Below are 13,314 nucleotides of genomic sequence, written 5' to 3' on the forward strand. Positions count from 1 at the left end.
TTCCCTCCACTCGCATAGCAGGTGGTTTTATGTTTCGCACGCTATCGCGTGCTCAACTGACTAAAGTCGTAATAAGAGAGCCCACTTAATGTGGACTCTCTTTGGGATTTTAGCTCCATTATAGTTTAACTTCTACGTCCCGATCTGGATCGGTGTATTTATAAATACCAGGGTTTAGTTCAATCATCTCATCCAATGGAATACCACTATAGCTGTCAACATTTATTTCTGTAGAAACCATACCCTTAGGTGTAATTTCAGGTACTACTTCTTTGCCGTTAATTCGCAGAGTTGTTTGGTTAACGCCCCTGAAGCCTGGAGATTCGGATTGTGACTCTACAATCAAACTCTCCCCCTCCATATAATACGTGAACTGAATATCAAATCCATCGACATTGAGTTTGGTATACTGCTTTTCTTGTTTTGGTTTGTTTAGAGTAATCCAGTTCTTCGTAGTATCCCGTTTCTCAACGACAGCATCTTTTAATATCAGCTTCATTGGAACATCAGACCAGTTTTTGTACCACTCCGGAGATTCAAATTGAAATAAATGCTGATAGCTTTCGGGAAGGTTACCTTTCAAAGTCCTCACCCCAGTAATTATGTTATCCCCTATAGCCAATTGTGCTATGTTGTAATGAACAATTCCATTCTTAAGAGAACCTTCTTCGTTTATTAGAATTTGGATATCTAAAGGAGTAATCACAAGTTGTTCTAAAGTGATACGTGATTTTTCTTGGAATTCAGGACTAGTAAGTAATTTATTTGTGTAGATAGCCTCACTTGCTTTTTGACCATCTGCTTTAAAATCGAATTTCCAAGTGCCCAATATCCGCTTTGCTTCTTCAATGTAACTGAAATGAATACTCGCATCCGTCCAATCTGTTTTGGTCATATTGAACACCTGCTCTATCAACAAATCTTTATCTTCGCTCGGTAAAATAGTTGGAATTGCGTCTAATTCTTGATCACCGGTATGAACTACTAAATGAGGATTACCATGTCCTAAGTGAGATGGGGAAGCAGCGACTTTATAGCGGATAACGGTTTGATTTCCATCCTGTCTAACGGACTCAATATGAATCGTTGGATACTGTGCAACTCCTGTAATCATTGTATCTCCGGGTTGATGATTAGAATTCAAGCGAATATCCCGATCACGGTAAAAAATAAGATTTTGTGCTTCGAACGTATATTCCTTCGTGTCATCCTTTAAGGTATCGGGTGTTTCATAGACACCAATGAGTTTCTGGCTGTCCGGATCGTATCCAAAATAACCATATACTTTTGCCTTCGATTTGTATTCACTTGTCATTGTATTTATTTCTGTAGCAAATCCAGTATATTGCGTCAGATCAGTTGGAGTGTCCAGAGACACGAGCATCTTCATTTTTTCTCCATCAGTCACAACACCATTCAAATTCATGGTCACACCTGAACTGGAAGATTGAAGATCATACTGCTGGCCGATACCGTTATTCAATGCATTTGCAACGCTACCTCCTCCGATTCGATCCCAATCAATCGTCACACTTGCGAATACAGGGATGGCGACAAGTAAGAAACAAGAGAAAACGATACTGATAGGAATAACTTTACCGCGTTGCCGAGTAGCCTTTTGAGAAGTTTGCAGATTGACTCGTCGATTGTGTGCTTCATTTTCGATGGCTGTCCACATCAAGTCATAATCCGGCTGAGGAGTACGCCTAACATTTTCAAAAAAACGATTCATTACTTCTCATCTCCTTTAGTTGTGGTTCAACCATTTTATTAAGAAGTTTTAGCCCCTTGTTTAATCTTGATTTTGCAGTTCCTTCGGGTATGTTCATCACTTTAGAAATTTCGGGTACGGTCAATTCGTTGATAAATCGAAGCACAACCACCATTCTAATTTTTTCAGGGAGCTCACTGTATAATCCTTGTAGCTCATCCTTCGTTTCCCGATGATCTAAACATTCTTCTACGGGGTTATAGTCCTGAGTTTTGGATAACAAATAATGACGCACTTCTTTCATCCATCCTGTTTTACGTCTCCTCATAACATTGTTACATTCATTCGAAGCAATTCGTAGAATCCACGATTTCAAGTTCCTTACCTTAGTTCTGTCTGCCAAGATTACTTTGACAAATACCTCTTGGGAAATATCCTCAGCATCAGCCTGATTTTTCATTATATAGTAACAAAAATAATAAACTTGCTCCTTATACATTTCGAAAATCTCTCGATCAGTCATTCTCACGCACCCCCTTTTGTTATTCTCATACATAAGACTGATAAGGCTATGTAATCGTTCATTTTGGTTATACTTATTCTTAACTCGTGACAAGTCTTTGATCGAATTTGAATTGCAATATATTCTTGTCTCGCGACAACAGATCCGCAAGCAGTTCTTTCCACGAAAATCGCCCTTCACCTGATCTCTTACATGTGACATTAGTGAATCGGCAAGCTTTCAGGTTAAATGCAAGCCAATTCATATTAGAAAGTTATTAGACTGCTATTCTCTGCTGTCGTTAAACTATCCTGCCCGTTAGCTGATCGAAAGAGCAGCCCGCTCACATTGCCCGACTGCCTTCTTGTATTTATTGAACTGACACTTCCCGTTAGTTCAGTTTCGAAATAACTCAAGGATATTCAGATTTAGAACTTGTACCGATAAAACAAAAAAAGCCGCTAATATAGCGACTTTCTATGGGATTATGCTTTTGTCCTTCGACGACAACAACAGACTCTGCTAGTCCATTATCTATCAACATTCGGCATTATCTCAATCCAAGCTACATAAAGACTTGTACGATATGCTTATCAGTAAAATCAATGTTTATCGTTAGTACGACGAGTCTCCTTACTCTTCTGCCTTTCCCATACTTTCATCGTTACTTGCTGATGGTCTTTACTGCGTAAATAAGTAGCTTTATCATCAACAAACGCAGCTTCCTTTTTAAGAGTTAGATAACTTTCCCACCGTTCATAGGCAAGGTTTCCGTCCTCAATCGCCATTTTTATCGCACAACCAGGCTCGCTTTGGTGCTTACAATCTGAAAATTTGCATCGTCCTAAAAACTGTTTTACATCAGAAAAGCTCTCTCTCAAGCCTTCAGAAACATTCCACATACCAAGCTCACGCATGCCAGGGGTATCAATAACCATCACGCCGCTGTCCAATCTAATCAGCTGACGATGCGTGGTGGTGTGTCTTCCTTTGCTATCATCTTCTCGAATTTCTTTGACAGACATCACCTTCTTGCCTGCCAAAGCATTGACAAGACTGGATTTTCCCGCACCCGACGATCCAAGAAAAACAATGGTCTTTCCTTTTTTAAAATAGTCTGCAAGTCCGTCAATGCCATAGCCCGTTTTTGCACTGATCGCGTGAACATCCACGTCAATCGCAATTTGTTTGACTGAAGTAAGTTGTGCAGAGTAGTCTTCTATTAAATCTGATTTCGTCAGCACCACAACAGGCACTGCACCCGACTGCCATGATAGAGTTAAATAGCGTTCTAATCGCTTTAGATTCAAATCGTGATTAAGGGATTGCATGATGAATACATAGTCGAAATTAGCAGCAACCGTCTGCTCTTTAATGGTTTTGACATATTCAGACCCATGACCGGATAAGTCATTTCTCGCAAATTTGGATTTGCGTTTTAACGTTTTTATAATAAGGCTTTCACCCTCTGTGTTGTATTGAATTTCTACAAAGTCACCAGTAGTGGGGAATTCCTCAGTACAGTTGTTGAAATAAACACTCGATTTTAGTTTTGCGGTGCATTCACCATACTCGGTAACAAGGCTGTAGCTCCCTTTATGCACAGCGGTAACTCTTGCATAAGTCCCCTCTATGTCTATTGAATAATTTTGAGCCGGAAAGCCGTAGTCTTTTAGATTCATGATACCTCCAATTGTCATTGTTCATTCCTTATCTCAAAGATTTTTTGCAGGGTTTGGATGTGCAGCATTCTTTCATCATCTGTATCTTGGAGTTTGTTTCCTGATCCTGCGTCCATATACCACTCTACAAGCCTGTATCCGAACATCAGTAGAATCAACTCATAAACGCAGTTATTCTCTATGTGTGAAATATCCACATATTCCGAAAAGCCCTTGTAATACGCCGGGATACATCTATGGTAGTATTCAACCATGTTTTCAATATCGGCTTCGTCCGCGATAAGACTTGCCATGTCTTCACCTAAATAGCCCCACCCCGTGGTATCCCAGTCCATGAGTATGGTTTTACTGTCTGAATAGAATATGTTTGCCACCCAAAAATCCCTGTGGCACAGCACGATGGGCAGCTTTTCTATACGGTTGAATATTTCGTCTGCGTTTTCATCAATGTCGATGAGCATATTACATAGGTGTTTCGGGATTTCGCAATCGTCGGAGCGTATATAATCGTACACTCTATTCCATGACCGATAATGAAGATAGAAGTTCTTCATACAATCCACTTTACTCAGGTTGGTCAAGCTCTGTAAAACAACTGGCTGTTCGGCATATAACTTGCCTTGGTACCGTCCTAATTCCTCGGCTGCGCGTTCATACATATCGCCGGTCAAGTCTAATCCCGATATGCCTTCGATATTTTCCATCCAAATCTGCGTTTCGTTTTCTTCTTCGTTCATTTCGGCGTGATAGCATTCAGGCCAACGGAATGATTCAGAAAACAGAGCGCCAAAATTGGATTTATAAAAATCATATTCCCTACGCCAGGAATCGGGATCGCTGTAGCGCTCCCATTTCTTCTGCGTTTTTAAAATAATTCTATAAGGTAACATCCCGCCGTCAGTGGTTTTGGCGTTGCCCGTTATAAGCTGTACATCGCCCACTGTACCACCATGTAATGGTTTGGTCTGAAAATCGGTGCAGATTATTGTTGTACCGAGCATTTTGCTTAAAATCGGTGTCAAAGTTTCGGCTGTTATTTCGCTCATTATGGAGTCCTCCAATCGTTTTTTTAAAAGGTACAACATTTTTATGCCTGTTGTTCGCCGTTCAAATTTACCCAACTAGTTTTTCAGAGGTTATGTTATCGAGTTCAGAAAGCAACTGTGCTACGGTCGATTTTCCACTAGCCATGATCCCTGTGGTTAATATAATGCTTGGCTTCTCCATTAACATATTAAAATCACCATCCTTAGCGTCTACATAAACATCATATTTGAAAAGAAGACAACGATGAAAGGTCGACTATAGATATATTCATTTATAACCTCTTGCTGCCCGTTAGCTTAATGAAATAGCGATTGGAAAATGATTAGATATTTGTCTAACCAGTAATCGGACACGTTCTAGTCCTTTACGGCAATCGGTACAAGTTCGTGACCTCGAATCGGGACATGAACTTGTACCGATATAACAAAAAAAGCCGCTAAATTAGCGACTTTCAAGGGGTCAATTAAGAAAACGACTTACACCATACAAACATATTTCCCAGTGCTTGAAATCCAACTCTTGTGTAGACTCGCATCGCGTCATCTGGTTCTGGATCAAGCGTCCACATTCCCCCATGATTGATGTAGAGTTTACTGACGCCGGCCTCTTTTAACTGTCGCATACACTCGTACAACAGGTTTGTTGCCAATCCCCGCCTTCGATATGTGGGAGCCGTTCCAAACGGTTCGATAATTGCGATATTGTTATCACTGTCGAGCCAGATATTTGCAAAGCCGACAATTTCGTTCGTCTCGTTCACAATAACCAAGTCCAAATCCTGACGGTACGTTGGACAGGACATCAAATGAAGGTAAATCTCGATATCTGGCGCAGTCAAACCAGCTGAACCGCTCATGATATTGACCTTTTGCTCTAAATCGCCCGCCTCGATCGGGCGCACCTTGAACCCCTCGGGAAAATGAGGTTCTTGATTCACATCTTCTAAATCAATAACCCCGGAATACATATACCAGGTATGCTGTTCATATCCCCTGGCTTTGAGCGTTTGTACTCGGGGAAGATCCTCAATATAGCCCCAAATATAAACCTCCTGTCCGTTGCGATCTTCAAGTGACGGACCGCAATAGTGTTGTTCCACCCAAGCGAATATTTCATCTTCTAGATGAATGTATTCAGGCCCGGTAAAGCAATATAGAATTCGATAATGCCCAGGCCAAATAGCACCGATAATGGTGTCATTTTCGATTTCGCAAACCATCAGACTTTGAAGGAATTTTTCACCGCCGAAGGCGCGGTTATAATCAAAATCCGCTAGACTAGGATAAAAACGGCGGGTTGGATCGGCAAACTTTTGAGTAATTACCTTACGTAGTGCCATGTAATCGCTCTCATCTTTGTATTTCCGGAATTTCATCGTCATGCCTATCACTCTCCGGTTCCTCATAGTCTGATGAACAATTTCATATGTTCAATACTTTCAGAGTAATCCAATGTTGAAAAGGACTACAAGTGGAAAAATGGTTATATTTATGTTTTCTAAAGATCGTAAATGTGTAGAATAACATCTCATATAAAAAACCCACTGATGCTTAGTTTGATCAGCGGGTTTAAAAGTATTCTTTGCCATAGATCATCTTGGGTATCCTTCTGCACTTATTAAGTACACCTCCACATAATTAGTTCCGTTTAGATATGTCTCCAATACTTATCAGGTACTATTGGTGTCTTTCTATTTCCGCTTGTTTTTTGATTGAATCAACAGTGAGTGCGAAAGCTTCAGCAGCCTTATATGCATCTAATGCATTTTGAAGTCTTTTTACTTGTTGATTCAACTCATTCCTATTCTCTTTGACCTTTATTGTTGCACGCGCAACGTCAATAAGCTCTTCTCTTGCTGCTTTTATAGCCCGGTTATGAGCTTTTTCAATTATTTGTACTGCCATATGAGTATAAATCGTTGCAAACTCTTTATCGCCAATCTGTTGCTCACGAGCAGCTAAGTCACTCTCACTGATTACCCAATCTCCGGAGTCGTTTTTCGAAGCGGCTATACGCCCGTCATTAATCATGTTTAGAATGGTTTTGTAATGAACCCCAAGTAACAACGCTGCTTCTTTAGCATTCATTATTATTCAACCCCTTATCTATAGTTATCCATATATCAAGAGATAATAAGAAGAAAGTAAACAGGATATCATAGCATTCTTTGATGTGGGCTTCACCAAATTAAGAAAAGAAGTGCTAGCCCGCCATTTAAGAAATAGCTTCTAGCACTTCAAATGATCTTTTTTTTAAAAAATGAATCTTCAAAAAGTCTTACACATCTACTTTGCGACTTCCTGACCAGCAATCCGGCCGTAAGTAACAATATCCGAAATGGCATTTCCGCCCAGACGGTTCGCACCATGAACAACGCCTGTCACTTCTCCAGCAGCGTACAGTCCCGGAATAACCTTACCTTCTGTCGACAGAACACGTGCTTTCGTATCAATGACCAGTCCACCCATTGTATGATGGACCGACGGAACTGCTTTTTGAATATAATACGGGCCTTTTTCCAGCGATACCAAACCACCACGATGGTTGTAATCCAGATCCTTGCCTGTCTTCGCATACTCGTTGACTTTACTTATAGTCTCTTTCAATGTTTCTACATTTACCTTGAAGAAATTAGCCGCATCTTCAATCGTGTCAGCCTTATAGAGCATTCCCTCTCTAACTAATTGATCATACTCATCTTGGTGCACTTCGATCGTCTTGCCGATATCGGCGATTTCCTGATTCCAGAATTGGTAAGCGTAACGCCCTTCTTGTGCTAGAATTGCCTTAGAAATGACATCGCGTCGTTCCAATTCCTCTACAAATCGTGTTCCCCCTTGGTTAATCAGTATCGCGCCATCAAACCGGGAATCGGCCACAAGTGAGATTACACCTGTAGCAGGGTCACAGATCGGATAGGTCTGAATATTCTCCATATTCGTAATATCTGCATTAACTGCTTGAGCCATAACAATCCCGTCACCTGTCGTCCCTGGCGTATCCGTAGACATATAGCTCTCATCCAACTCAGGATTATATTGCTTACGCATCTCAATATTAGAACCAAATCCACCGGACGCTATGATAACGCCTTTGTTCGCATGGAAGGTCACCTTTTGACCATTTGTGCTCGCATCAACGCCAACTATTTTACCACTCTCATCCGTTAGTAGGTTCTCAGCTTTCATGTTTGTCTTGATCTTAACTCCAAGCTCTTCGGCCTTGGTCTTGAGCTTCGTAATCAATTCCGCCCCTGTATGGCCGACAGGAATAAGTGCACGCTTACGGGAATGTCCCCCGAACTGGAAGAGGTGATCGGATAAAAACTCTACTTTTACCTCGTCACGTAACCATTCGGCTGAACCCAGTGCTTGCTCGGACAAAATCTTCACGATTTCCGGCTGGCCTAGATTGTCGCCACCCTTCATCGTATCCTGATAAAATAACTCTGGGCTATCATCGGTAATGCCAAGTGCATGCTGAACCCAGTTGTCAGGCGCATTCATCTCCCCACCGGAGATCAATGTGTTACCGCCAACGGTCGGCATCTTCTCCAGAATAACTACGCTTACTCCGGCATCTGCTGCTTCGAGCGCTGCACTAAAGCCAGCACCGCCCGCGCCGATCACGACGACATCGTACGTTTGTTCCGACTCTTCGGTCTGTTTCGCATCAGTTGTTCCACTACCTGCCACCAGCGCAATTCCCGATTTAACAATCGCATCCTGAATTGCATCCAAATACCCCTTGCTCGTCACACTAGATCCACTAATAACATCTACCTCTGCACTATTTGCCTGCATGACATTTTCCTTTAATTGAGTATATACAGGCTCCGATAGTACTTCATTTTCCTTCTGCTCCAGAACCTTCACATCCGTGATTTTATAATCCGTAAAGGTTACCTCAACTTTAATGTCACCATGCTTACCACTACCTACCCCAATGGCCGTCGTTGTACCATTCGATGCATCCTTTGCGTTTTCTTTCGAGCCGCAAGCTGCCATCGTAAATACAAGTGCCAGCACCATAATAATGGACAATACTCTAGCTGCGTGTTTTCTCATAGTTCCTCCCCTGATAACGTTTGTACTTGAATTTTAAACATTGTGAAAAAATGTGCAATATGTATTATAGGCTATGCATCTCCAAATGTATTTGCACATTTTGGACTTTATTTATACATTTTGGATAAGTGATACTTCTCATTTATAAAGGGAATGCAACATGATGTAATAAAGACATGCACTCAATACAACGAAAAATTACATTATATGCCGGAGGATGCTTTCTCTTACTATTCCTTGCGTTGTTAGTCGCCATACACATAGAGATGGAACGAACGGTCGTCCCACTCAATGAATCACTGACACAGCAAATCGTCAATGCCCGGAGCGAACAAATATCCTATTGGTTTCAGCAGCGGATTGGAGAAGTCGAAATGCTCGCCACCCTTGCTTCTGATCATCACTTGACTCGAGAAGAGCTGTTACGCGAAAGTCGCAAGCTCGAACAACGTCGAGGTCATGACTACGAGTCCATTCGGATTGTTGATCTCCAAGGAAACTCTTGGACGCCGGATAGCAACTCTTTCTCTATATTAAATCGAGACTATTATAAAGAACTGATTTCGTCGAATGCTCCCTGCGTTGTAAGTAACGTTATTGTTTCAAGAGCCAACAAAGCAGAGATTGTTGTTATTCTGTACCGTGTTGAACCGCTAGTTCATGAGGATGCAGCTTACATCGCAGCCGCCGTTCCTATCGGTAAAATGAAAGATATCGCCCAAGACATTTTGGTGTATGACGGTAGAGGATCGCTTATCGTTAATTCAGAATTTCCAGAACTGGATGATTCCAGAGCTAACATGGCTATCTTTACGGCTTCGATTACCGGTGTTCCGGGCTGGAAGCTCATATTCCAAGTGCCGAAATCCCAGCTTACCCAAGGTATGACGAAGACCCAGCGGTCGGCTCTTATGGTAGGAACTGTAGTAGGTATCTTCTTTTTGATACTCGTCCTATTATTGGGCTCCTCCATAGCTAAGCCGATACAGGCGCTGCGTCAATTGATGAGACAAGTGGAAGACGGTGACTGGAGCGTGCGTTCTAACGATAAAAGGCGCGATGAGATTGGAGAGTTAGCGCGTAGTTTCAATCAAATGCTCATTAAGCTATATCAATCCCAGCAAGAAAAGAAGGAAATGGAGCTGCAGATGATTCACGAACAGATTAAGCCCCATTTTCTGTATAATACACTGGATACGATTCAATGGATGGCTGCAAGCCATGACGCAAATGATGTGGTGGACATTGTAGAATCCTTAAGCACGTATTTCCGGCTTGGACTCAGCAGCGGCAGTCAATTTGTAACGCTGGAACAAGAATTTCAACATGTCGAGAGCTACTTAAATATCCAATGTGTTCGGTATGATGATATTCTGGATTACGAATTGAGCTATGACAAGCATTTGGAACAACATCAGATCATTCGGTTCATCCTTCAACCACTCGTTGAAAATGCGATTTATCACGGAATCAAGCCGCTGACAAACCAGAAAAGTAAAATATCAATTCGTGCATATAAACAAGGGGATCAACTGATCGTCACCGTCCTGAATAACGGAGTAGACATTCCTAAATCCAGGCTCGCATCACTTCAGAAGACGTTGCGGGACGGAAAAAAAGACAGAAACGAAGAGATCGGATTCGGTCTATATAGTGTCAACCATCGCATCAAACTTGCTTATGGTGAGCTTTACGGTTTGCAGATCAGTAGTGGACAAGGTGTAACCTGTATGACGATAAATGTACCGCTTGGAGGTAACAACTCATGTGGCAAGTCCTAATCGTGGATGACGAGAAAATTATCCGTAATGGCTTACGGAAATACATCCAAGAGAGTCGGCTGCCTTTTGAACCATCAGGAGAAGCAAGGAATGCTGCTGAGGCTCTGTCTCTAATCGAGGAATCCACACCAGACGTATTGCTAGCGGATATTAACATGCCGGGGTTGAATGGCCTTGATCTGGTCGAAATTGTAACGAGTCGGTATCCTGACATGGTCGTGGTGATTATTAGTGGGTATGATGATTTTAAATATGCGCAAAGAGCCCTGCAAATGCATGCTTATGATTACTTACTGAAGCCGGTACCCAAGAGCGATCTAAACCGAATGCTGTCTAAGTTACACGATCACTTGTGCGGTCTTCATCCTGACGAAGTTACGAAGCTCAAGAATGAGATGACGCAGGAAGCACTCTCGAATGCCTGTGGACTCTCGCCAATTATGGTGAAAATAACAGAATATATCCACTGTCATTACAATGATCCGGAACTGGCCGTACCTCATGTGGCGGAGTTATTTCATATTAATTCCAATTATTTGAGTAAACGAATGAAAAAAGAGGTCGGAGTATCTTTTCTGGAGTATTTGACTGAGCTTCGCATCTCGAAAGCGAAGGAATTATTGGACAACTCCATGCAAAACATCAAAATTGGTGATTTGGCGATCAAAGTAGGCTATAAGAATCAATATTATTTCAGCCGCCTGTTTAAAAACCGAGTTGGAGTGTGTCCGGTAGATTATAAAAATAGTACCAAAATGAATATGTATTGACTATAGAGATACGGATTAACTTGGCATAAATCAGAATTCATCGTAGTTGAGCGATTCGCCAGGTTAACCGATGTATCTCCTTTCGTATTTTCCACTGCTTCTTTCAAGCCCCTTTAGAACGATTTCACCTTTTTCAGAAAAAACATTCCAAACGAAGCAGGTTCCTCTTGGGATGCCCTCTGTGATCTCCAACTTTTTAGATCCAATTTGCGAAGTATTGTAAAGTACTCCTTCAATGTATGGTTTTGAACGAAAGGAACACGGGTCGGAAATTTCCATTATTCTGTGCTCCCTTGCAGGGGTAATTATATTCATAGGATATGAAAAACTTAGAAGGATTAGGTTATCAGCTAAAGAATGATTATGGTATTAAAATCATGGTGGATTGGGAGGGTTACGAGGTGAATGTAGAGCAGAAGGACAGTATCAGAGTTAGGCCTGAAAAGCTCAGGTGCTTCACTTCCGCACTAGCCCGTAAGGCTGGTATGTTGGAAGAACAAGCTGATTTTCTAGCGGAAGTACTCGTAAAAAATGATCTTCGAGGAGTATTCAGTCACGGTTCCCAGCAAATAGCTACCTACGCCCGGATCATGCGAGATGGTTTGATTCATCCAAATCCACAAGTCCACACAGTGAATGAAGCGGCTTCTACGATGGTAGTGGATGGAGACGGAGGACTTGGTTATTTTGCGGCATTTCGGGCAGTGGAAGAGATCGTTGATCGCTGCCGTAATCACGGGATCGCTGCGGCCGTCACACGGAATCACGGACATATCGGAGCAGCTGGAATCTACTCACGCCTCCTTGCGGAACAAGGGCTCGTCGGGTATGTTACGTCTGGGCATCAGTTACACTTAACCACCGAGGAATCGATCATGCGTGCAGCCGGTGGATCACCGATGTCCTTCGCAGTGCCTTCGGGCACTGAAGTACCCATGGTTCTAGACTTTGGGGCAATGCATGACCTCTACCCCTCTCCTCACTTGGAGCAGCTGTTTAAGCTCGCGCCCGGACTTGTATTTCGAAATATGGGATTAGGTTTTATGTGCCAAGCTTTGGGCGGCTTCTTAGCAGGTCTTCGGGTAGTAGAAAAAGACGATGGGAAAAAGTACAAGGGAGCTAATCAAGGCGCGTTGATCATCGCACTGGATATCAGCCGGTTTATACAACCAGATCAGTTCAAAAAAGAAATGGACACTTATATGAGTATAACTAGTAAAATGCAGCCAATGCCCGGATACGATAGAGCAACACTTCCGGGGGTCCTTGAATATGAGCGCGAACAGGATCGAATACACAGTGGGATACCTCTCAGTAAAGAGCAGCAGACGGTGTTAAAAGATGCGGCTGTTGAGTTTGAACTTGAACCGCCATTTTGAGCCGCGCAACTGATTTCCCAGTGTCAGATCATCATACCGCCAGACAACAGAAAGAGAAGCTGCAGCCTCCACCCCTGCAGCTTCTCTTTCACTTACCGTCCCGAGGGTATGCTCGGCGACCGCTTGATACGCTTTGCTTGCCACCCACAATGCCGTTTCGCTGTGGGAGGACTGTACAGCAAATTTGGACTCGCCGACAAATGTCGGGAACGACATCGTAAACATCATCCAGATTGCGAGCGTTTTAGCACGGTGCTGCAGCCACGCACCCTTTGAGCTCCCCTATTTCAGCCCAGCCTCTGATAGATATAGTTTTTATAAAAGACGACTTCATGCTTCTTCTGTTTGGGAACCCGTTTCCCTATCCTTCTCTAA

Annotated in this window: 12 protein-coding genes; 3 read left to right on the forward strand and 9 right to left on the reverse strand. The window is 42.5% G+C overall.

Translation table 11 applies throughout. The features are described from left to right. Window positions 1–118: 118 nt before the first annotated feature. From NYE54_RS17690 to NYE54_RS17720, 7 genes are all read right to left on the reverse strand, one after another. Window positions 119–1,732 carry a DUF4179 domain-containing protein gene (locus NYE54_RS17690; RefSeq protein ID WP_339264960.1) on the reverse strand — a complete coding sequence of 538 codons (1,614 nt, stop codon included), beginning with the start codon at window positions 1,730–1,732 and terminating at the stop codon, window positions 119–121. Further along, the gene (locus NYE54_RS17695; RefSeq protein WP_339264962.1) at window positions 1,716–2,234 is read right to left on the reverse strand and encodes an RNA polymerase sigma factor; all 519 of its coding nucleotides are present in this window, start codon (window positions 2,232–2,234) and stop codon (window positions 1,716–1,718) included. Before NYE54_RS17695 ends, NYE54_RS17690 begins: the two co-directional genes overlap by 17 nt. A 581-nt stretch (window positions 2,235–2,815) precedes the next feature. Beyond that, the gene (rsgA, locus tag NYE54_RS17700; RefSeq protein WP_339264964.1) at window positions 2,816–3,895 is read right to left on the reverse strand and encodes a ribosome small subunit-dependent GTPase A; all 1,080 of its coding nucleotides are present in this window, start codon (window positions 3,893–3,895) and stop codon (window positions 2,816–2,818) included. Window positions 3,896–3,909: 14 nt separating this feature from the next. After that, on the reverse strand, window positions 3,910–4,941 hold the full coding sequence (locus tag NYE54_RS17705) for a phosphotransferase (protein ID WP_339264966.1): 1,032 nt from the start codon (window positions 4,939–4,941) through the stop codon (window positions 3,910–3,912). A 464-nt stretch (window positions 4,942–5,405) separates the two neighbouring features. Beyond that, window positions 5,406–6,323 (reverse strand): GNAT family N-acetyltransferase, encoded by a 918-nt coding sequence (locus NYE54_RS17710; protein WP_339264967.1) that lies wholly within the window; start codon window positions 6,321–6,323, stop codon window positions 5,406–5,408. A gap of 295 nt (window positions 6,324–6,618) precedes the next feature. Then, the gene (locus NYE54_RS17715) at window positions 6,619–7,029 is read right to left on the reverse strand and encodes a helix-turn-helix domain-containing protein (protein WP_339264968.1); all 411 of its coding nucleotides are present in this window, start codon (window positions 7,027–7,029) and stop codon (window positions 6,619–6,621) included. Between the two features lie 198 nt (window positions 7,030–7,227). Continuing rightward, window positions 7,228–9,009 carry a flavocytochrome c gene (locus tag NYE54_RS17720; protein WP_339264970.1) on the reverse strand — a complete coding sequence of 594 codons (1,782 nt, stop codon included), beginning with the start codon at window positions 9,007–9,009 and terminating at the stop codon, window positions 7,228–7,230. A 176-nt stretch (window positions 9,010–9,185) separates the two neighbouring features. On the opposite strand from NYE54_RS17720, the gene NYE54_RS17725 reads away from it, so the two are divergent. Together NYE54_RS17725 and NYE54_RS17730 are read left to right on the forward strand one after the other, a co-directional pair. Then, the gene (locus NYE54_RS17725; protein WP_339264972.1) at window positions 9,186–10,790 is read left to right on the forward strand and encodes a sensor histidine kinase; all 1,605 of its coding nucleotides are present in this window, start codon (window positions 9,186–9,188) and stop codon (window positions 10,788–10,790) included. Continuing rightward, window positions 10,775–11,560, forward strand: coding sequence for a response regulator (locus NYE54_RS17730; RefSeq protein ID WP_339264974.1), 786 nt, complete (start codon window positions 10,775–10,777; stop codon window positions 11,558–11,560). The genes NYE54_RS17725 and NYE54_RS17730 overlap by 16 nt, the downstream gene beginning before the upstream one ends. Before the next feature lie 63 nt (window positions 11,561–11,623). Here NYE54_RS17730 and NYE54_RS17735 read toward each other — a convergent pair whose 3' ends face one another. Continuing rightward, window positions 11,624–11,839 carry a hypothetical protein gene (locus NYE54_RS17735; RefSeq protein ID WP_339264975.1) on the reverse strand — a complete coding sequence of 72 codons (216 nt, stop codon included), beginning with the start codon at window positions 11,837–11,839 and terminating at the stop codon, window positions 11,624–11,626. 122 nt (window positions 11,840–11,961) lie between these two features. Here NYE54_RS17735 and NYE54_RS17740 point away from each other — a divergent pair, with 122 nt between their 5' ends. Then, window positions 11,962–12,939, forward strand: a complete 978-nt coding sequence (locus NYE54_RS17740; RefSeq protein WP_339264977.1) for an Ldh family oxidoreductase — start codon at window positions 11,962–11,964, stop codon at window positions 12,937–12,939. Here the strand turns inward: NYE54_RS17740 and NYE54_RS17745 are convergent. Next, on the reverse strand, window positions 12,895–13,155 hold the full coding sequence (locus NYE54_RS17745) for a hypothetical protein (RefSeq protein ID WP_339264979.1): 261 nt from the start codon (window positions 13,153–13,155) through the stop codon (window positions 12,895–12,897). The two genes, NYE54_RS17740 and NYE54_RS17745, sit on opposite strands and share 45 nt — an antisense overlap. Between the last annotated feature and the right edge of the window lie 159 nt (window positions 13,156–13,314).

The organism is Paenibacillus sp. FSL K6-1330 (assembly GCF_037976825.1).
In the GTDB taxonomy this organism is placed as follows: domain Bacteria; phylum Bacillota; class Bacilli; order Paenibacillales; family Paenibacillaceae; genus Paenibacillus_AQ.

Excerpts from the sequence above, each read along its gene's own strand:
- NYE54_RS17690 (WP_339264960.1), bottom strand. The coding sequence starts at position 1,732 with ATGAATCGTTTTTTTGAAAATGTTAGGCGTACTCCTCAGCCGGATTAT.
- NYE54_RS17695 (WP_339264962.1), bottom strand. The coding sequence starts at position 2,234 with ATGACTGATCGAGAGATTTTCGAAATGTATAAGGAGCAAGTTTATTAT.
- rsgA (WP_339264964.1), bottom strand. The coding sequence starts at position 3,895 with ATGAATCTAAAAGACTACGGCTTTCCGGCTCAAAATTATTCAATAGAC.
- NYE54_RS17705 (WP_339264966.1), bottom strand. The coding sequence starts at position 4,941 with ATGAGCGAAATAACAGCCGAAACTTTGACACCGATTTTAAGCAAAATG.
- NYE54_RS17710 (WP_339264967.1), bottom strand. The coding sequence starts at position 6,323 with ATGACGATGAAATTCCGGAAATACAAAGATGAGAGCGATTACATGGCA.
- NYE54_RS17715 (WP_339264968.1), bottom strand. The coding sequence starts at position 7,029 with ATGAATGCTAAAGAAGCAGCGTTGTTACTTGGGGTTCATTACAAAACC.
- NYE54_RS17720 (WP_339264970.1), bottom strand. The coding sequence starts at position 9,009 with ATGAGAAAACACGCAGCTAGAGTATTGTCCATTATTATGGTGCTGGCA.
- NYE54_RS17725 (WP_339264972.1), top strand. The coding sequence starts at position 9,186 with ATGCACTCAATACAACGAAAAATTACATTATATGCCGGAGGATGCTTT.
- NYE54_RS17730 (WP_339264974.1), top strand. The coding sequence starts at position 10,775 with ATGTGGCAAGTCCTAATCGTGGATGACGAGAAAATTATCCGTAATGGC.
- NYE54_RS17735 (WP_339264975.1), bottom strand. The coding sequence starts at position 11,839 with ATGGAAATTTCCGACCCGTGTTCCTTTCGTTCAAAACCATACATTGAA.
- NYE54_RS17745 (WP_339264979.1), bottom strand. The coding sequence starts at position 13,155 with ATGTCGTTCCCGACATTTGTCGGCGAGTCCAAATTTGCTGTACAGTCC.